Below are 18,621 nucleotides of genomic sequence, written 5' to 3'. Positions count from 1 at the left end.
CCTCCTCGACCCACGTCGCGCCGGGTGGGAGCCTGGCGCGCTGCATGCATTCTCGGTTAGTGTTCACTAACCCGTTGATTCAGGTTAGCGAGGATTAACTGAGATGACAAGCCCCGCCACCGCCCGCGACCGCGCCAAGGCGGAACGCTCCGACGCGCTTCTGCATGCCGCGGCACGGCTCTTCGCCGCGCGCGGGTACAGCGGCGTGAGCCTGGAGGACATCGGCGCCGCCGTCGGCGTGTCCGGGCCTGCCGTGTACCGCCACTTCGCCGGGAAGCAGGCCCTTCTCGGCGCGGTCCTGGTCAAGGTCAGTCAGGACCTCGTCGCGGGCGGACGACGCGTGTCCGCGGAGACGACGGCAGCCGACGAGCGGATGCGCGGACTCATCCGCTTCCACGTCGAGTTCGCGCTCGGCAACGCCGAGGTGATCCAGGTGCAGGACCGGGACCTCGCCTTCCTCGACGACGACGACCGCGCCGAGGTCCGTCGCCTGCAGCGCGCCTACATCGAGCTCTGGATGGATGCGCTCGCCGCCCTGGATCATCCGGAGCCCCTGGACCGCGACGAGCTGCGGCTGCGCGTGCAGGCGTGCTTCGGTCTCATCAACTCCACCCCGCACAGCACACGCGCCGCGACGAGACGGCACGCGGCCACCGCGACCGTGCTGGTCGCGATGGCCGAGGCCGCGCTGCGCGCCGCTAGCTGAGCAGCATCGCCCGCCCCGGGTCCTCGAGGATGTCCGCCACGTCCTTGAGGAACGTCGCGCCCTCGGCCCCGTCCACGAGGCGGTGGTCGAAGGACAGGCTCAGCGTCATGAGCTGACGCAGCGCGATCTCCCCGCGGTACTCCCACGGCTGCCGACGCACGGCGCCGACCGCGAGGATTCCGGACTGCCCCGGCGGGAGGATCGGTGTTCCGGCGTCCACCCCGAACACCCCGATGTTCGACAGCGAGAACGTACCTCCGGCGAGTTCGGCCGGCGAGGTCTTCCCCGCACGCGCGGTCTCCGCGAGGGCACGGATCGCTGCGGACAGCTCCACCAGATTCATCCGCTCCGCGTCCCGGATCATCGGCACGATGAGACCACGCTCGGTCGCGGCGGCGATGCCCAGGTCGACGAAGCCGTACTCGACGATCTCCCCGGACTCCTCGTCCCATCGCGCGTTCAGGCCCGGAGCACGGCGCAGGGCGAGGCAGACCGCCTTCGCGACGACGGCGAGCGGGCCGATCCGATGCTCCGAGAGCGCTCGGTCGTCGCGGAGACGTGCCAGCATCTCCATGGTCGCGGTCACATCGACCGTGTGGAACACCGTGACGTGCGGGGCGGTGAACGCGCTCTGCACCATCGCCGCCGCCGTGTGCTTGCGGACCCCGCGGATCGGGATGCGCGTCTCCCGCGGCCTCTCCTCCGCGCGCGGGAGAGTTCCGGAGATCGGGGTGGTCTCGCGCTCGGGCGTCCCGGCGGGCCGTGCCGGCTCCGCTCCGATGCGCTCCGCGTACGCATCCACGTCTGCCCTCGTGATCACGCGGTCACCGACTTCCGCGGCGACGAGGACGAGGTCGACGCCCCGTCGTTTGGCGTAGGCGCGCACCGGAGGGGTGGACCGTGGTCGCTCCAGAACGGGCTCGACCGCGACCGATGGCGTCGCGTCGTGCGGAGCCGCCTCGAGAACGGCCGTGTCGGCCGCCGAGGCCACCGGGGCGGCACTCCGGCGCCGCGCCCGGCGCGCGGGGCGTCCGCTCGAGGTCGGGGCGGCCCCGTAGCCCACGAGGTTCGGCTGCGCCTTCTCCGCGGAGGACTCCTGCTCGCCACCGGACGGCGCCGCCGGAGGGTCGTCCCCCTCGATGTCGAAGGCGATCAGCGGCGCTCCCACGGCGACGGTCTCTCCCGCGTCCGCGTGCAGGGTCGACACCGTGCCCTCGTATGGCGACGGCAGCTCGACGACGGCCTTGGCCGTCTCGACCTCCGCGAGGGTCTGGTTCAGCGCGACGCTGTCGCCGGGCGCGACGAGCCACTGCACCACCTCGGCCTCGGTGAGTCCTTCGCCGAGGTCGGGGAGACGGAATTCGGCGATCATGCGTCTGCTCCCGTCAGGCTGTGCGGGCGATCCATCACGCGGTCGACCGCATCGAGGATCCGGTCGAGGTCCGGCAGGTGGTACTTCTCGAGCTTGGCCGGCGGGTAGGGCACGTCGTGGCCGGTGACCCGCAGCGGAGCGGACTCCAGGTACTCGAAGCAGCGCTCCGTCACGCTCGCGATGACCTCTGCGGCGAGTCCGGCTTCCCGGGAGGCCTCGTGCGCCACGACCACACGCCCGGTCTTGCGCACCGAGGCGGCGACGGAGTCGTAGTCCACCGGCGAGAGCGACCGCAGGTCGATCACCTCCAGGGCGATGCCCTCGTCCTCCGCGGCTTCGGCCGCCTGCAGCGCGGTGCTCACCATGGCCCCGTAGGTGAGGACGGTGACGTCGGTGCCCGGGCGCACCACCCGCGCGACACCCATCGGCGGGGCATCCGCGAGCGGGGCCTCTAGGTCGACCTCCCCCTTGTGGTGATAGAGGCGCTTGGGCTCGAAGAACACGACGGGGTCGTCCGAGGCGATCGCCTGGCGAAGACTCCGGTAGGCGTCCTCCGGGTTCGACACGGCGACCACCCGAAGGCCGGCCGTGTGCGCGAAGTACGCCTCCGGAGACTCGGAATGATGCTCCGCGGCACCGATGCCGCCGGCCCAGGGGATCCGGATGGTGATCGGCATCTTCACCCGCCCCTGGGTGCGGTAGTGGAGCTTCGCGACCTGGGAGACGATCTGGTCGAAGGCCGGGTAGACGAACCCGTCGAACTGGATCTCGACGACCGGGCGGTATCCGCGGAAGGCGAGGCCGACGGCCGTGCCGACGATCCCGGACTCCGCGAGGGGGGTGTCGATGACCCGGGCCGCCCCGAACTCGTCGAGGAGGCCGTCCGTGATCCGGAAGACGCCGCCGAGCTTGCCGATGTCCTCCCCCAGGAGCACCACCTTCTCGTCGTCGCGCATCGCCTGACGCAGGCCGGCGCCGAGCGCCTTGCCGAGAGTGAGCTCGGTCATGGTCACGCCTCACCCTCGAACGACGCCAGATAGGCGGCGTACTCGTCGCGCTGCCGCTCCAGACCCGTGTGCGGCTCGGCGTAGACGCCGTCGAAGACCGCCAGCGGCGGACGGGTGACCATGCCCAGGCAGGTCGCGCGCATCTCCTTGGCGATGGCGTCCGCAGCCGCCTGCGTCTCGGCGACGTGCTCCGCGGTGAGGTCGCCGGTCGCGCGGAGGTACGCCTCGATGCGCGCGATGGGGTCGCGGCGCCGCCACGACTCCAGCTCGGCCTCGTCCCGGTACCTGGTGGGGTCGTCCGCGGTGGTGTGCGGACCCATCCGGTAGGTCACCGCCTCGATGTAGGCCGGCCCCTTCCCGGAGCGTGCGTGCTCCAGCGCCCAGCGCATCGCCGCCAGGCACGCGAGGACGTCGTTGCCGTCCACGCGGAGGCTCGGGATCCCGAATCCGGGGGCGCGTCCCGCGATCGGGTACTGCGACTGCACCGCGACCGGCTCGGAGATGGCCCAGTGGTTGTTCTGGCAGACGAACACGACCGGCACCTGGTAGGACGCGGCGAAGATCATCGCCTCGTTCACGTCCCCCTGACTGGTGGCCCCGTCTCCGAAGTAGGTCACGGCGACCTCCGGGGCCTTCTCGTGCCGGATGCCGAGGGCGTACCCGACCGCGTGCAGGGTCTGGGCGCCGATGATGATCTGCAGCGGAGCGACCCGCAGGACCGCGGGATCGTAGGCGGCACCCTCCTCGCCGCGCCACATGCGCACGTAGTCCCCCGGCTGGGCGCCGCGGGCGTAGATCACGCCGGTCTCACGGTAGCTCGGGAAGACGTAGTCCTGCGGATCGAGGGCCCGGGCGGTGCCGATCTGCGTGGCCTCCTGCCCCTGGCACGGCGCCCAGAGACCGAGCTGCCCCTGGCGCTGCAGGGCGACACCTTCGGCGTCGATCCGGCGGAGGATGACCATGTCGCGATGCAGGGCGCGCAGCTGCGCGGCGTCGACATCGGCGACGAATGGGTCGAGGCGGGCGTTCGCGACGCGGGTCCCGTCCGGAGCGAGGATCCGCTCCGACAGCTCGAGATCCTGGGCGGTGTCCGCGATGGGGGTGGTCTGCGGCGACATCATCGTCCTCCTCGTCCCTGGCGGCCCTCGTGGGGCGACGCACAATGGAGCCGGCGTCATCACCGGCATGGTCTGAGGGTACGTCTGGTCAACACCTCGCTCAAGCAACTCAACGCCGATTGAGCATGTTGCTCATTTTTCTCCGATGCCGTGCTGCTAGGGTTTGGCACTATGCCTGGACTGGACCGGATCGACCTGGAGCTTCTCGCCGCCCTCGCCGACGACCCGCGCGTGACGATCGTCGCTCTCGCCGAGCGCATGAGCCTGTCGCGCAACACCATCCAGGCGCGGATGGCCCGGCTGGAGCAGAGCGGCGTCTTCCTCTCCTACGAGCGCGCCTTCTCCCCCGACGTCCTCGGGTTCCCGCTGCAGGCGTTCGTCAGCATCGGCGTCCGCCAGACCGAGCTCCCCCGCATCATCAACGAGCTGGCGCGCATCCCGGAGGTCGTCCAGGCACACGGTCTGAGCGGCTCCATCGACCTGCTGGCGCGCGTGGCGTGCCGCGACGCCCGTCATCTGTTCGACACGGACGCCCGGATCCTCTCGATCGAGGGTGTGGAGCGGACCGAGACCTCGCTCGCCATGGGTGAGGTGATCCCGTTCCGAGTGGCCGGGCTCATCGGCCTCGCGCGACGGGAATCCTGAGGAACCGACGGATTGCGCCGGCCGCTTCCGCCGGCGTCTCATAGTGGATCAGGTGACCCACCTGGGCGATCTCGACGAGAGACGCGTCGGGGAAGAGCGTCACCAGCTTCCGTTCCGCCTCGATCGGGGTGATGTCGTCGCGCTGTGCGGCGATGAGGAGCGTGGGCACGTCGATCGCGGGGGCGAACTCCCTGACGTCGTGCGAGACGCTCGCGACGAAGGCGTCGTGCAGCACGTCGCGATCGGAGAACCGCGAGAAGTAGGTGTCGTGCTGGTCGTGGATGAAGCGCCGCAACTCGGGGTCCCGCGTCTTCGCCATGGTCATGCTCATCACGCGGACGATCACCCGATTCCGCAGCAGCGCGGTCCCGATCCGCGGCGGGAGCTTGGCGCCGAGCGCGTAGTACAGCACTGCGAGTCGGGTCATGACGCCCTTCGGACCCTCCAGCGCCGGTGCGCCGATGGGGTTCACGAGGATCAGCCGCGGCGTCTCGAGCCCTCCGGCCACAGCGGCGGCGGCCACGATGGAGCCGAAGGAATGGCCGAGGATGACCGCCCCCGGCGCTGTGGCCGCGGCGAAGTCGGTCAACCACCCCGCGTACTCCTGAAGGTCGTGGCGACGACCGGGCAGCGGTGCGGACTCCCCGAACCCGGGCAGATCAGGCGCGAGCACGCGGAGCTCCGGAAGAAAGGCGAGGACCGACTCGAGGCCGTGGTGCTCGCCTCGGAAGCCGTGAACCGCGATGACGGTCGTCTCGGCGTCGTCCGGACCGTAGACCCAGTACGCCGTCGTTCCCCCGCGCACCTCCACCTCCTGGCGCTGCACCGGAATCCGGCTCAATCGCTCCGCATACGGGGAAGGCACACTCATGGTCCGAGTCTACGAGGCCTCTGCACTCCCGCCTTCCCGACGGATACCCCCGGGGCGTCCCCACCGTCTTGTCAGTGGCGTGGGTTAGTGTCCAAGAAGCCCCGGCCACCCGGACGAGGCGCAGCAAGGAGTGTCGGTGCAGTTCACATCCACGGACATCGAGCAGGTGGAGTCCACCTGGCAGCAGTTCGTGCCCTCGGCGACCCTCCAGGACGTGGACCCCCGCCGGTTCCGCTTCGACTGGCGCTCGGTGGAGGCGGCGTCCATGTCGCTCGTCCGCTACCAGCTCGCGGCCCAGGTGCACTCCCGCGCCGAACCGGAGGATCAGCTGCTGGTGTGTCGCGTCGATGCCGCCGACGCCCGGATCTGGTCGGGCCGGCAAGGACTCGACGCCGGTCAGCCGTGGCTCACGGACGGCGTCCGGGTCGAGGCGAAGTGGAACCAGGTCGCCCGCGTCCGTGCTCTCGTGTTCGATCGCGCGGCGGCGCGTGACTCGATCAGGCAGATCACCGGCGACGACCGCCTCGAGCTCCGCGCCACCGGACTCGCTCCGCACACGCGGGAGGACGGGGCACGGTGGGAGCGGATGTTCTCCTACATCGACGGCTCGTTCGGTCCGGATGGCGCCGCCCCCCTCATCGCCGCCGAGCTCGAGCGCCACGCCCTGCTGCTGACCATGTCGGCGTTCCCCACCACCTTCAGCGAGTCGCTGCACCGTCCGGCCCAACGCTCCGCGGCGCCGGCCTCGGTGCGTCGCGCCCTCGCGTTCATCGAGGACAACGCACACCTGCCCATCACGGTGGACGACGTCGCGGCGGCGGCTTTCATGTCCACCCGAGGCCTGCAGTACGCGTTCCGCCGCGCGCTCGACATGACACCGAACGAGGCCCTGCGGCGCGCCCGGCTCGACGGCGCGCACCGCGATCTGCGACACGGCAAGGGCGCATCGGTGTCCGCGATCGCGCGCCGGTGGGGGTTCAGCAACGTCTCCCGGTTCGCCGTGGCCTATCGCGAAGCGTACGGGAATCCGCCCGCTCTCACCGCTATGTGACGGGAGACTGACACCGCGCGCATACTCTGTTCGCAGCAGACGGCGCGTCGCCCTGATGCGCACGATGTCGTGCGCAAATTGGCTAGAGTCCAAGTATCCCCGGGAGCGGTCTGCCGTCTTCCCCCCACGTTCCCAAGGAGCGCCATGAACATTCCCGCAGCCCCCGCCGCGAAGGTCGGCTGACCATGGGCAGCCTGTATTACGGCGACACCCAGACGCCGATCCAGATCGAAGACCGTGCGCTCGCTCACCTCAAGGTGGTCATCGCCACGAAGCTGCGCCGGAACGAGAGCTTCACGCTCTCCTGGCGCCACCCCGAGGGCGATGCCCCCGGCCGCTCCACACTCTGGCTGCACCCCTCCATCCCCCTCCGTTTCGTCTTCGAGGAGGCCGAGACACCCGAGCTGAGCCGGCGCTGGATCGAGGAACTCGCGCACTCCGCGAACTCGAGCGGAGGCATCACCCTCGTCGAGGAGCACCTCGAAGGCGCGGACGTCACCTGACGAGAAGGGCCGCGGGTTCTCCCGCGGCCCTTCTCCTTTCCGTCTGCGTGCGCTCAGAGCCCGTCGTCGGAGCTCGAGCTGACGGAACGCCGGGTCGTGGGCTCACCCGTCGCCGGGTCGACGTACGTGCGCGACACCGTCTCCGTGCGACGCCGACGCGCGAGAAGCACGATGCCGATGAGGAAGATGATCACGCCGGCACCCATGAGGATGTAGCCGACCATGTCCAGGTCGACCCACGGCACGTCGACGTTGATCGCGAACACGAGGATCGCTCCGATGACGAAGAGCGCGATTCCGCTGCCGATGCTCATAGTCTCTCCCGTTCTCGCGGCGCGGTGCCGCTCTCGGGGAGCATGTCAGTTCGCGGCGGCCTCGAGGAGGGGCTTGACACGGCTGCACGCAGGTCTTTCGCAGTGGGGTCAGGCCGCGGCGGTCTTCGGCTGACGAGCCCAGAGATCCGGACCGAAGACCTCGTACTCGATGCGCTCCGGCGCGATGCCGCGTGCCGTCAGAGCGCTTCGGATCGCCTGCATGAACGGCAGCGGCCCGCACAGGAACACGCGCGCCGTCGGCGGGAGGTCGATGCCGGCGAGATCCATCCGGCCGGAACGCACCGCCGGCCACTCCGCTGCGCCCTCGGTGTACCAGGTCAGGGTGCGGACGTCGTTCAACCGCTGCGCGTGGGCGCGCACGTCCGAGACGAGGGCGTGGGTCTCCGGCTCGCGGTCCACGTGGAACAGGTGCACCGGCCGGTCGGGACGCCGTCGCGCGAGGTCGCCCACCATCGCTGCGACGGGCGTGATGCCGATTCCCGCCGAGATGAGGACCAGCGCATCATCGGAGTCATCGAGGAGCAGGTCCCCGGCAGGCTGGGAGACGTCGAGCACCGTTCCGACGTGGGCGTTCTCGTGCAGCCAGGTCGACACCTGCCCGTCTGGTGCGCCGTCCGCGCCGCGCACGCGCTTCACGGTGACGCGCAGTGAGGCCTCGGGCGTCGACGAGGAGATTGTGTACTGCCGGGGCTGGCGCGTGCCGTCAGGGAGGTCGACGGCGACGGCCACGTACTGCCCGATGCGATGGGGCGCTCGGCGACCGTCCACCGGCTCCAGGCTGAGGGAGATGACGTCGCGAGCCTCCTCCACGCGGTCGACGACCCGGTGCGGTCGCCACGGGTTGTCCGGGTCCGTGCCGGCGTCCGCGTAGAGCCGCGCCTCCTCGGCGATGAGGGAGCAGCCGAAGAGCCAGTACACCTCGTCCCACGCCGCATGCACTGCCGGCGTGATCGCGTCGCCGAGTACGTCATCGACCGCGGCCAGGAGATAGCGGCCCACGATCGTGTACTGGCGCGCCGAGATACCCAAGGAGACGTGGCGGTGGGCGATGCGTCGCATCACCGGGGAGAAGTCCGGCGCGTCCGGATCGATGAGGTGCACCGCGAACGCCACGACGGACGCCGCCAGCGCCTTGGGTTGATCGCCTTGGACCTGATGCGCGCGGTTGAAGACGTTCAACAGCTCAGGATGGGCCTCGAACATCCGCCGGTAGAACAGGGCGGTGATCTCGTCGGCGTGTGCGGCGACGACGCCGGCGGTGGCGCGGACGATGACTTCGGAGTCCGTGGAGAGCTGCATGACTGCCTTTCGGTCGGTGTCCGTTCAGCCTCTCGACGACGAGCGCGCCACGCCGCCGCGGATACCGTGGAAAACGAGGCCGCGGCGCGCGGCCGCCCTTCACCTCACGTAGCCGTACGACTCGACCCGCGGGAACGCGAGCCCATCGCCGTCGCCGGTCCACACGCCGGTGAAGCGCAGCACGACGCTGTCTCCGGCATCGAGCGGCCCGTTCCACGTGACGGCATTCCCCGCGACGGAAGCGCGACCGGAGGTCGCCTCCAGGGCCGACGCTGCCCAGGTCGAGTCGTCGAGGAGGCCGTCCAGGCGGAACGTGAGCGCGCTCTTCGTCGAGTCGACCTCGCCGTTGTTGAGGAACTGCATGGTGTACGTCACGGTGTCCCCCACCTGGGGATCGGTCGGACTCATGTTGAACGTGTACTGGAAGAAGAGACACGCCGCCCCGACGCGCTGCGTGAGAACGCCCGTGCTCTGCGTACTCGACGCCGTCGGATCCGCGGGCGTCGACTCGGCGTGAGCGGCGGAAGCGAGCACCGCCCCGCCGAGCGAGAGAGCGGCGGCCACGCCGAGGGTGGCCGAGGTACGGGCGAGGAGCGTCTTGGTCATGAGAGGTGCCTTTCTCCGACGCGCTGCGGCGTCGACGTCGTCGTCGAGGGAGAGCCCCTCGACGACGACAGGACGCTGAACGGCGCGATCGATCACGCGACGACGGTGAAGTCGTTGCGTGATCGATCGGCGTGGCCCCTCCCGGCCCTCAGTCGCCGGTGCGCGAACCCGAGACCCGGTGACGGACGCCGAGCGCCACGACTCCGGCGAGCAGCAGCAGCGCTCCCAGGAGGATCGGGCCGGTCGGCCCCTCGGCCCCGGTCAGGGCGAGCTCACCGCCCGGCGTGGGCGGAGGAGTGACCGCGGTCCCGTTGGTGAGCACGACCGCGACCGTCGCGTCTTCGGAGATCGTGAGCGTGGCACCGCCGTCGCCGACGTCGACTCCCGCGCCGGTGAAGCGCGGGCTCTTCCACGTGACGCCCTCCACGGAGCTCGGCGCCTTCTCGCGGAGCGTGACGACCGTTCCCGCCGGCAGATCCGCGAGTCCGTCGCTCTTCCCAGCGCGGAGCGCGAGTTCACCGGTGACGGGCTGTCCCGCGAGCTCGTACGAGTACTCCACCGTGAACGTCTGGTCCGCAGGGACCAGCGACGTCCCCGGGCCCGTGACGTTCTTGGTCACCGTGAAGCCCCCGACCGGCGGCGGCGTGACCGTCGTCGGGTTGGTGAGCGTCACCGCGACCGTCGCCCCCCGTGCGATGGTGACGGTCGCGCCGCCATCGGTGATCGCCACACCGGTGCCGGAGAAGACCGGCGCCTGCCAGGTCACGCCGTCGACGTCCGCCGGCGTGACCTCAGATAGGGTGACGACCGTGCCCACCGGCAGATCCTTCAGGCCATCGGTCTGGCCGGACCGCAGGGCGAGCTCGCCCTCCACCGTCTGTCCGGCACGCTGATAGGAGTAGGCCACCCGGAACTCGCGGTCGTCGGGCACCAGAGCCGCGCCGGCACCGCTGACCTCCTTGGTCACGGTGAATCCGCCGACCGGGAGCACCCCTTCGCCATCGCCCCCGCCCTGGGAGTAGATGACCGGTGTGCTCTCGGTGACCCAGCGGGAACCGGTCACGGTGTTGTGGAACGCATCACCGGGACGGACGTCGGTGGGCAGAGCCGTCCTGTAGCGGAGCACGTAGATCGCGTCGGCGACGATCGGCGCGTTCACTGTCACCGTGAACGACTCGGAGCTGACCTCCGTGACGGTGAAATCGCTGCCCGACTGTAGCCCCGTCGACACGGTGTACTTGCCTCCCGCCCAGTCCTTCGCGAGCACGTACGCCACGGTGACGGACGCGGGATCGAGCACGAGGCCGGCCGTGAACGTGTCGGTGAGCGTCGGAGCCTCCCCGGCCAGCGCGGAGGACGGGATGTTCACGCCCCACGCGATGTTCCGACCGTCGAGCGTCACGTCGCCCCACTTGGTCGGGGTCGTCGGCGCCGGGAACTCCGGGACCGGTCCGATCCCGCCCGGGACGTCGACCGGGACGACGGTTCCGCCGCCCGTGGTGAACGGGATCTCCGTCAGTGTGGTCTCCTCGTCGGCCCTGGCACGGAAGTGCAGTGTGCCGCTGACGTCGGTGTGGCTGTCGACGTAGTCCGTGAGCGTGCACACGAGCTCACCGGTCGACACCTCGCACATTCCGATGGTCTGGCCATCCGGAGCCGTCAGGGCGAAGGAATCCCGCACCCCGGTCAGGCTCGGGCTCGTCGGAAAGGCGAGGCGGAACGTGTCCCCCGCGGTCGCCGTGTCCGGCACTGCCCAGGTCGCTTCGAACGCGATCCGGTCCCAGACCTTGATCTGGTCGGTGGGTTCGGTGATGGTCAACGAGGTGATCCCCGCCACCTCCGCAGCGCGGGCCGTGGCCGGCGTCGCGATGACGGCCGCCAGGGCCGCCAGACAGATCGCGAGCAGAGCACCCACGAACGTCGTCAGGCGCGTTCCCCGCGCGCCCGATCTGATTGCATGCTGAATGACTGGCACTTTCGACTCCCCAGATGATCGATGAACTCGCGCATTTGGCTTCTTCCGCGCGAGTGATGTCCCCAGGAAGGGATGCAGAACGGCGCGTTCTGTTACGCGGTTCGGCCGAACGGGTTTCTCGCGGCACACGCAATACGCCGTGATCCTGCGGAAAACGGCGTCATGAAACGGTCACCTCGTCATCTCTCCCGTGACGGATCGCTTCCCCTTCCGACGCGTCCGTCCGTCTGTAGAGGCATTCGCCGTCTACCTGGTGCCGGGGGCATCGTTGTCTCTCCCCGCTCCCGGCACCTCCTTTCGCAGCGCATCGATGCTCCACCGGTAGCGCTTCAGCCCCGCGAGCAGGATCGCGGCGGCTGTGAAGACGAAGACCGGGTACCGGAACGGCGCAAGCGGTCCGAGGAAGACGAGCATCGTCACCCCGAACGTCGCCGTGAGCAGCGCAGCGACTCCCGCCGCGATCCGGGTCCACAGCCCGACGGCCAGAAGCAGGGCGAGGACGGTCTCCAGAGTCGTCGCCAGCACCGCCGCCGTGTCGACCACTGCGTCGACGGGGACAGGGACGAGCTGCGCGGTGTACGCACGGAAGATCGTCCACGAGCCCCACGACACACCATCTGCCCGCGGGCCGCCGAGGACGCCGAAACGGTCGGCGACGGCGAGGGCGAAACTCGCCGCGATCGCGAGACGCAACGCGAACTGCCCCACATCCTCGATCCGACGACGCGTCTCCGCGTTCGGCACACTCGTTGTCGTCATGGCTCCTGCTCCGATCCGGAGGCTGACGGGCGTCGAGACCTCCAGAGAAGAGACAGGAGAGCGCCGCGACGATTACGACAGACGAGGCCAGGGAGTAGGGCGGGTCGGACTTGAACCGACGATCGTTGGGTTATGAGCCCACTGCCTTAACCAGCTTGGCCACCGCCCCGTACCGCCCAGCCTAGCGGGGGGAGGTCTCACGCCTCGCTCGCCTGCGTGTGCGTGGCCACGTGTTCCAGGTAGATCGCGGCATTCGCCAGCAGCGCGGCGCGTTCGTCGTCGGAGAGCGCCCTGCGCACCTTCGCCGGCACGCCTGCCACGAGGGAACCCGGCGGCACCTCGGTCCCACCCAGCACGACGGCACCGCCGGCGATCAGGCAGCCCTCTCCGATCACGGCGCCGCTGAGGACGACGGCCCCCATCCCGATGAGAGAGCCGTCACCGATCGTGCAGCCGTGCACGACAGCGTTGTGCCCGATCGACACCCGTGACCCGACGAGGACGGGATGCCCGCCGTCGACGTGGATCGACACGTTGTCCTGCACGTTGCTGCCCGGTCCGATGACGATCGGCGAGGAGTCACCGCGGAGCACCGCGTTGTACCAGATGCTGGCACCGGCTCCGAGAGACACCGCGCCGACGATGCGCGCGCCGTCAGCGACGAAGGCGGTGTCGTCGAGCTCGGGGGTGCGATCCGGGAGGGCGAGGACGGAGGCTCCGGCAGCGATGCTCATGAGGCGAGACTACCCTCACGCCCCCGGAATCACGCGGAAGTGAGTGGAGCCTCAGCTTCCTTGCGGAATGCCTGAGCCTGAGTAACGTTGTACTCGTCAGACAGAGAACTTCATTCGGAGGAGCAAGAAGATGAGCAAGGCCCAGACCGTTTCCACCACCGCCATCGACCCGACTGTGGCCGCCGGTGCGGCGCAGTTCCTCTCCCCCGTCGTCCTCGGCCTCCAGGCGCTGACCGTCAACGGCAAGCAGGCGCACTGGCACGTCCGCGGCGCCAACTTCGTCGGCGTGCACGAGCTGCTCGACACGATCGTCGCCCACGCCGGAGACTTCGCCGACACTGCCGCCGAGCGCATCGTCGCTCTGGGCCTTCCGATCGACGCGCGCGTGAACGCCGTCGCCGAGAAGGCAGGCGCCACCGGCGTTCCGGCCGGCTTCGCGCAGTCGGACGAGCTGATCCGCGCCGTGATCGCCGACATCGACGCGATCCTCGTCGATGTGAAGGCGGCCGTGGAGGGCCTCGACGAGGTCGACCTCACGAGCCAGGACGTGGCGATCGAGATCCAGCGCGGGCTGGAGAAGGACCGCTGGTTCCTCGTGTCGCACATCGCGGCCTGATACCACGCACACGACGAAGGGCGGCTCCGATCCGGGGCCGCCCTTCGTCGTGTGCGCGCTGCCTCAGGCGACGTGCGTGAGGCGACCGCCGAGCAGCGTGGTGGTGACGGGCATCATCCGGAGCCCCGCCGCGTCAGCGGTGCGAGGATCACTCCCGAGGAGCACGATGTCTGCGCTCTGACCGGGCCGGAGCGACGTGCGGACACTCGCTTCGAGGGCCTGATCCAGCGTCACCCGCTCCTCCGGATGCCAGGCGGCCCGGTCGTCGTCGGTCCGCCAGACCGCCGCGGCGATCGCATGCCAGGGGTCGAGCGGCGCGACCGGCGCATCGGAGCCGAAGCGCACCTCCGCACCCGCCGACAGCAGCGAGGCGAGCGGGTAGCCGATCGCGGTCTGCTCCGCCCAGTGGTGCTCGACGAGGTCGCGGTCGTCCACCGCATGCTGGGGTTGGACGCTCGCGCGCACCCCGAGCCGGCCGAATCGGGCGAGGTCGGCGTGCCGCACCAGTTGCGCGTGCTCCATCGACCCCGTGGCACCGGAAGCGCCGAACGCGTCGAGGGCCGCCGTCACGGCGCGATCGCCGATCGCGTGCACGGCGACCTCGATCCCCGCTCCCGCCGCAGTGGTCAGCAGCGCCGTGAGCTCGTCCGGAGGCACCGTCAGCACCCCGAAGTTCGCGGGGTCGCCGGGGTAGGAGTGTGAGCACGCCGCCGTACGGGTGCCGAGCGAGCCGTCGCTGATCACCTTCAACGACCCGACCCGCACGAGGGACCCGACAAGCCCGGTCGGATCCGTCACCGCAAGGCGCTCCCCCGTGCGGAGGCCCGCGGCGATCGCCCGATCGAGATCCGCCGGGTAGAACGCGAACTCGACACGGTGCGCGGCGAAGCCCGCGAGGATCCGTCGCGGCCAGGCATCGGCGTTCCACGCCATGTCGAAGTCGACCAGACCGGTCACGCCCCGTGCCGCGGCGGCCGCCCCCGCACGGATGACCGCCTCATCGCTGTGGGCAGGATCGACGGCATTGAGTCGACGGGAGATCTCGAACGCGTCCTCCTCGCGGAGGAGACCGTCGTCTCCGCGGAAGCCTTCGCGCGCCAGGGCCGCCGAGTTGAGCCAGACGCTGTGCACGTCCGCATTGATCAGGTAGGTGGGCACGACGCCGGTCTCGGCATCGAGCGCGGCCACGGATGGCCGATCCGGCCACAGCGCGTCCCGGAACCCCGTGCCGATCCGTCGGCCGTCCGGCAGCACGGGCGCGTCGCGCATCAACCTCGCGGCCCCGGCGGCCGAGTCCGCCGCGCCAAGCGGCACGCGCTCCGCGGCGAGGGCCCACTGCACAGTGTGCACATGGTTGTCCCAGAGCCCCGGCACCGCCCAGGCACCGTCGGCCTCGATGACCTCGCCGCGCGTCGGCAGGGCCCCGGTCGGCGCGATGTCGACGATGCGTCCGTCGGCGAGGTGGAGGTCGACCGGCTCATCATCCAGCAGGAACTCCCGCCCCGGACCGACGGGGCGGACGGCACGGACCGTTCCGACCTCGACTCCCAGGGCGCTCACGCCCTTCCACCCGTCCGTGCGTCTTGTGCACGACGCATCTCCGCGGCGAGGGCGGCGTTCGCATACGGCCCTTCGGCGTGCAGCGCCGCGATCACCGCCTCGATGGTCTCCGCGGGCTTGTTCTGGCTCAGCTTCCGCTTGGCGACGACCTTCGTCGGGGTGAGGCGGAAGCCGACCGTTCCGGATTCGAGTCTTTCGATGAAGGCCGCGTCGTTCGGACGCTCCCACATGAGCCGCGGGTCGGGCAGGCGCGACTCGAACCGCGCGACCAGGGCATCGAGCACACGGAGGTTCTCCGCGGTGCTGAGGATCTCGGGAACGCCCGACAGGTGCACCGCGGTGTAATTCCAGGTCGGGACCGCGGGAACGTCGCCGTACCAGCCCGGGGAGACGTACCCGTGCGGCCCCTGGAAGGCGAGCAGGATCTCCCGCTCCCCCAGGCCGTGGATGGCGTCGTCCGGGCGGCCCACGTGCCCCACGACCGTCAGATCATCGCGGTCGTCGTCGAGGAGGACGGCATAGTGCGAGGCGACTAGACCGTCCTCAGGCGCACTCACCACCGTCGCCCACGGGTTGGCGTCGATGACGCGGCGGATCTCGGCCACATCGGCGAGCGTGAAGCTCGGATTCTGTCGCATGGATCCCAGCCTAGAGCGGCGGGAGCCCCGGGGATCCCGCCATCAGGCCTGACAGCGCGGGCACCAGTACAGCTTGCGGGCGCCGATCTCCTCCAGCGCGATCTCTGTCCCGCAGACCCGGCACGGCAGGCCGGCCCGGTGGTAGACCCAGTGACGATCGTCGCGGCTCGCCATCGCGGCGCGGTACTGCTCGGGAGACAGCCCGTCCATGGTCATCATCTGACCCGTCTCCACGCCGATGGCCAGCAATCGCACCCAGTCATGCCAGAGCGCCCTGACGACATCCTCCGGCACGTCGCGGCCGGGCGTGTGCGGGTTCAGCCGCTGCCGGTAGAGCATCTCGGCGCGGTACACGTTGCCGATGCCGCTGACGACCGCCTGGTCCATCAGCAGCAGCGCGATCGGGGTCGCCTTCTTCCGCACGGCGCGGACGAACCGCTCCTCGTTCTCCGCCGGATCGCCGACGAGCGGATCGGGACCGAGCTTGGCCACCGTCGCCAGCATCTCCTCGGGAGTCTGCAGGACGCACGCGGTGGGACCGCGCAGGTCGGCCACCGTGATGTCGGTCATGAGGCGCAGCCGCACCTGACCCACCACAGGCGGCGGCCATTCGTCGACCTCGTCGGTCAGCCCCTTGGTCTGCTCGGACATCCGCACGTGGACCCTGGCGCGCCGCGGCGCCCCGATCGAGGCGAGGGAGTTCTCCCCCGCGTCGTCGAGGATCGCCTCGTCGAGAGTGGTGCCGCGCTGATTGGTCTGGCCCATCCTGCCGTTGGCCGACGCGATGGTGGGGTCGACGAGGATCTCCCCCGCGAAATCCCAGGCACCGTAGAGACCGAGATGCACGCGCAGCCAGAGGTCACCCTCCGCCTCGAGGAACATCTGCTTGCCCACGGCCTGCACGCTCACGGCCTGGCGTCCGTCGAGCACCGCGGCGCCCTCGGCGAAGCGTCCCTGCGGGCTGGAGGCGCTCATCGTCTTGCCGACGAAGTTGCGATCGAACTGCCGCGCGATGCGGTGGACGGAATGTCCCTCGGGCATGTCAGGCTCGGGGGTCCGGGAGGAGCGAGCCGTCGCGCTCGAAGTCGGCGATCTGTCCGATGCGCCGGACGTGCCGCTCGTCGCCGGAGAACGGCGTGGCGATGAACCGGTCGATGAACGCCGTGACCTCGTCGTAGGTGTGCTGACGAGCTCCGATGGAGATGACGTTCGCGTCGTTGTGCTCCCGCGCGAGCTCGGCCGTGGAGAGGTTCCAGACGAGCGCTGCGCGGACCCCGGCGACCTTGTTCGCGGCGATCTGCTCGCCGTTGCCCGAGCCCCCGAAGACGACCCCGAGCGCCGGCACCCCTGTCGCCTGATCGACGACGACGGCCTGCGCCGCCCGGATGCAGAAGGCCGGGTAGTCGTCGAGCGCGTCGTACTCCACCGGACCGTGGTCGATCACCTCGTGCCCCGCGGCGCGGAGATGCTCCTGCAGCTGGGTCGAGAACTCGAGTCCGGCGTGATCGGTGGCGATGTGGATGCGCATGTTCTCCATCCTAGGATCCGCTCCGTCCGCGACTCAGGGGGCGATGCCGGCAGCCGCGGGCTTGAACCCCGCGCGCACGTTCTCGCAGCACCCGGGACGGCAGACGTCGAACGCACCGGGCAGATCAGTGACGTGCGGACGCTCCGCGTTCGGGCGACCCTGCAGGCGCTCCTCGATGAGGTCGACGATGCCCTCGACGAAAGCCTCGCGGACACCGGGCGTCGGCGTGCGGACGAAGGCGAGGCCCGCCTCCTCCGCGGCCTCGGCGGCCTCGGTGTCGAGATCCCAGAGGACCTCCATGTGGTCGCTCATGAAGCCGACGGGGACCACGATGACCGCCTTGCGACCGCGCGCCGGGAGCTCCGCGATCACGTCGCAGACGTCGGGCTCCAGCCAGGGCTGCGACGCGGGGCCGGAACGCGACTGGTAGACCAGCTCCCAGGGCACGTCGGCGGCTCCCGGGACGGCGGCCCGCACCTGCTCCATCGTCCATTCCGACACGGCGAGGTGCTGGGCGGCGTAGGCCCCGCCCTCGCCCCAGTCGATGTCGCGGGCGCCGGAGCGCTCGGCGTCGGCGGTCGGGATGCTGTGCGTGGAGAAGAGGACCTGGATCTCGGTCGGCGCGAACCCCTGGTCGAGGTAGCCCTGCACCGACTCCCGCACGCCCGCCTCGAAGGCCTCGACGAAGCCGGGGTGGTCGTAGAAGGGACGGATCTTGTCGATGGTGACCGTCTCGCCGAGGCCGGTGTCGGTCAGCACGCGGGCGAAGTCCTCGCGGTACTGGCGGCAACTGGAGAACGAACTGTAGGCGCTCGTTGCGAAGGCGAGGAGGGTGGTGTGGCCGTTGGCCGACGCCTCGGGGAGCACGTCCTCGAGGTACGGACCCCAGTTGCGGTTGCCCCAGTACACCGGGAGGTCGATCCCCCGGGCCACGAGCGCCTTCTCCAGCGCCTCCTTGAGCACGCGGTTCTGGCCGTTGATCGGGCTCACGCCGCCGAAGTGACGGTAGTGGTGCGCGACCTCCTCCAGCCGCTCGTCCGGGATGCCCCGACCACGCGTCACGTTCCGGAGGAAGGGGATCACGTCCTCCTGGCCCTCCGGGCCGCCGAAGCTCGCCAAGAGGATGGCGTCGTAGGCGACGGGCGTGGTCACATAGGGGTCGCCGCCGGCAGCGGCGGGCGAGGCAAAGGGAACGACATTCGGCTCGATCGCGGTCACCCCTCCATCTTCCCATCTCCGCGGACGACGAGCGTCCGCACGACCGTGACTATCCCCGGTTCGTGAGGATCGACGGCGCG

The 18,621-nt window shown here is 70.2% G+C and carries 20 protein-coding genes, 1 tRNA gene and 1 pseudogene; 5 read left to right on the top strand and 17 right to left on the bottom strand.

What is annotated here, in order from left to right:
- Positions 1 to 103 precede the first annotated feature (103 nt).
- Positions 104 to 706, top strand: coding sequence for a TetR/AcrR family transcriptional regulator (locus ACFU8V_RS10380; protein WP_378870872.1), 603 nt, complete (start codon positions 104 to 106; stop codon positions 704 to 706).
- On the opposite strand, the gene ACFU8V_RS10375 is transcribed toward ACFU8V_RS10380, so the two are convergent.
- Genes ACFU8V_RS10375 through pdhA form a run of 3 tightly spaced genes read right to left on the bottom strand, consistent with a single transcriptional unit; the run spans position 699 to position 4,203 of the window.
- Positions 699 to 2,078, bottom strand: coding sequence for a dihydrolipoamide acetyltransferase family protein (locus ACFU8V_RS10375; RefSeq protein ID WP_025103417.1), 1,380 nt, complete (start codon positions 2,076 to 2,078; stop codon positions 699 to 701). The two genes, ACFU8V_RS10380 and ACFU8V_RS10375, sit on opposite strands and share 8 nt — an antisense overlap.
- Complete coding sequence (locus tag ACFU8V_RS10370; protein ID WP_025103416.1) at positions 2,075 to 3,085, bottom strand: alpha-ketoacid dehydrogenase subunit beta; 1,011 nt, start codon at positions 3,083 to 3,085, stop codon at positions 2,075 to 2,077. The genes ACFU8V_RS10375 and ACFU8V_RS10370 overlap by 4 nt, the downstream gene beginning before the upstream one ends.
- 2 nt (positions 3,086 to 3,087) lie before the next feature.
- Complete coding sequence (gene pdhA / locus ACFU8V_RS10365; RefSeq protein ID WP_025103415.1) at positions 3,088 to 4,203, bottom strand: pyruvate dehydrogenase (acetyl-transferring) E1 component subunit alpha; 1,116 nt, start codon at positions 4,201 to 4,203, stop codon at positions 3,088 to 3,090.
- A gap of 171 nt (positions 4,204 to 4,374) precedes the next feature.
- Here pdhA and ACFU8V_RS10360 point away from each other — a divergent pair, with 171 nt between their 5' ends.
- A complete protein-coding gene (locus ACFU8V_RS10360; RefSeq protein WP_025103414.1) occupies positions 4,375 to 4,848 on the top strand; it encodes an Lrp/AsnC family transcriptional regulator in 474 nt (157 codons plus the stop codon).
- On the opposite strand, the gene ACFU8V_RS10355 is transcribed toward ACFU8V_RS10360, so the two are convergent.
- Positions 4,820 to 5,719: an alpha/beta fold hydrolase gene (locus ACFU8V_RS10355; protein ID WP_025103413.1), complete on the bottom strand. Its 900-nt coding sequence runs from the start codon at positions 5,717 to 5,719 to the stop codon at positions 4,820 to 4,822. The genes ACFU8V_RS10360 and ACFU8V_RS10355 overlap by 29 nt on opposite strands.
- Before the next feature lie 136 nt (positions 5,720 to 5,855).
- Here ACFU8V_RS10355 and ACFU8V_RS10350 point away from each other — a divergent pair, with 136 nt between their 5' ends.
- Complete coding sequence (locus ACFU8V_RS10350; RefSeq protein WP_378870866.1) at positions 5,856 to 6,770, top strand: helix-turn-helix transcriptional regulator; 915 nt, start codon at positions 5,856 to 5,858, stop codon at positions 6,768 to 6,770.
- A gap of 185 nt (positions 6,771 to 6,955) precedes the next feature.
- Entirely contained in the window at positions 6,956 to 7,273 is a 318-nt protein-coding gene (locus ACFU8V_RS10345; RefSeq protein ID WP_025103411.1) for a hypothetical protein, read from the top strand.
- A 53-nt stretch (positions 7,274 to 7,326) separates the two neighbouring features.
- Here the strand turns inward: ACFU8V_RS10345 and ACFU8V_RS10340 are convergent, their stop codons facing one another.
- The 8 genes and pseudogenes from ACFU8V_RS10340 to ACFU8V_RS10305 all read right to left on the bottom strand — a co-directional run bounded on the left by ACFU8V_RS10340 (position 7,327) and on the right by ACFU8V_RS10305 (position 12,981).
- On the bottom strand, positions 7,327 to 7,587 hold the full coding sequence (locus ACFU8V_RS10340; protein ID WP_025103410.1) for a DUF6458 family protein: 261 nt from the start codon (positions 7,585 to 7,587) through the stop codon (positions 7,327 to 7,329).
- Positions 7,588 to 7,695: 108 nt separating this feature from the next.
- The gene (locus tag ACFU8V_RS10335) at positions 7,696 to 8,418 is read right to left on the bottom strand and encodes an FAD-binding oxidoreductase (RefSeq protein ID WP_345817878.1); all 723 of its coding nucleotides are present in this window, start codon (positions 8,416 to 8,418) and stop codon (positions 7,696 to 7,698) included.
- A 114-nt stretch (positions 8,419 to 8,532) separates the two neighbouring features.
- Positions 8,533 to 8,910, bottom strand: a pseudogene (locus ACFU8V_RS10330) (globin domain-containing protein); the annotation flags it as partial.
- 96 nt (positions 8,911 to 9,006) lie between these two features.
- The gene (locus tag ACFU8V_RS10325; RefSeq protein ID WP_315106054.1) at positions 9,007 to 9,513 is read right to left on the bottom strand and encodes a hypothetical protein; all 507 of its coding nucleotides are present in this window, start codon (positions 9,511 to 9,513) and stop codon (positions 9,007 to 9,009) included.
- Positions 9,514 to 9,661: 148 nt separating this feature from the next.
- The gene (locus tag ACFU8V_RS10320; protein WP_338566033.1) at positions 9,662 to 11,428 is read right to left on the bottom strand and encodes a DUF5979 domain-containing protein; all 1,767 of its coding nucleotides are present in this window, start codon (positions 11,426 to 11,428) and stop codon (positions 9,662 to 9,664) included.
- Positions 11,429 to 11,734: 306 nt separating this feature from the next.
- On the bottom strand, positions 11,735 to 12,247 hold the full coding sequence (locus tag ACFU8V_RS10315) for a hypothetical protein (RefSeq protein WP_378870861.1): 513 nt from the start codon (positions 12,245 to 12,247) through the stop codon (positions 11,735 to 11,737).
- Positions 12,248 to 12,342: 95 nt separating this feature from the next.
- Positions 12,343 to 12,416 (bottom strand) — tRNA-Ile (locus ACFU8V_RS10310).
- Positions 12,417 to 12,444: 28 nt separating this feature from the next.
- Positions 12,445 to 12,981, bottom strand: a complete 537-nt coding sequence (locus ACFU8V_RS10305) for a gamma carbonic anhydrase family protein (RefSeq protein ID WP_085607461.1) — start codon at positions 12,979 to 12,981, stop codon at positions 12,445 to 12,447.
- Between the two features lie 130 nt (positions 12,982 to 13,111).
- Here ACFU8V_RS10305 and ACFU8V_RS10300 point away from each other — a divergent pair, with 130 nt between their 5' ends.
- Positions 13,112 to 13,597: a Dps family protein gene (locus tag ACFU8V_RS10300; RefSeq protein ID WP_025103404.1), complete on the top strand. Its 486-nt coding sequence runs from the start codon at positions 13,112 to 13,114 to the stop codon at positions 13,595 to 13,597.
- A 63-nt stretch (positions 13,598 to 13,660) separates the two neighbouring features.
- Here ACFU8V_RS10300 and ACFU8V_RS10295 read toward each other — a convergent pair whose 3' ends face one another.
- The 5 genes from ACFU8V_RS10295 to ACFU8V_RS10275 are packed head-to-tail and all read right to left on the bottom strand — an operon-like array spanning position 13,661 to position 18,541.
- Positions 13,661 to 15,157: an amidohydrolase gene (locus ACFU8V_RS10295; RefSeq protein WP_378870856.1), complete on the bottom strand. Its 1,497-nt coding sequence runs from the start codon at positions 15,155 to 15,157 to the stop codon at positions 13,661 to 13,663.
- Positions 15,154 to 15,795 (bottom strand): FMN-binding negative transcriptional regulator, encoded by a 642-nt coding sequence (locus ACFU8V_RS10290; RefSeq protein WP_025103402.1) that lies wholly within the window; start codon positions 15,793 to 15,795, stop codon positions 15,154 to 15,156. The genes ACFU8V_RS10295 and ACFU8V_RS10290 overlap by 4 nt, the downstream gene beginning before the upstream one ends.
- A 42-nt stretch (positions 15,796 to 15,837) precedes the next feature.
- Complete coding sequence (locus ACFU8V_RS10285; protein WP_378870853.1) at positions 15,838 to 16,836, bottom strand: Fpg/Nei family DNA glycosylase; 999 nt, start codon at positions 16,834 to 16,836, stop codon at positions 15,838 to 15,840.
- A gap of 1 nt (position 16,837) precedes the next feature.
- Positions 16,838 to 17,323 carry a ribose-5-phosphate isomerase gene (locus tag ACFU8V_RS10280; protein ID WP_025103400.1) on the bottom strand — a complete coding sequence of 162 codons (486 nt, stop codon included), beginning with the start codon at positions 17,321 to 17,323 and terminating at the stop codon, positions 16,838 to 16,840.
- 33 nt (positions 17,324 to 17,356) lie between these two features.
- On the bottom strand, positions 17,357 to 18,541 hold the full coding sequence (locus ACFU8V_RS10275) for a ferrochelatase (protein ID WP_025103399.1): 1,185 nt from the start codon (positions 18,539 to 18,541) through the stop codon (positions 17,357 to 17,359).
- Positions 18,542 to 18,621 lie beyond the last annotated feature (80 nt).

Source organism: Microbacterium sp. NPDC057658, from assembly GCF_042799975.1.
Classification (GTDB): Bacteria; Actinomycetota; Actinomycetes; order Actinomycetales; family Microbacteriaceae; genus Microbacterium.
This window is presented reverse-complemented; position numbering and strand designations above follow the sequence as displayed.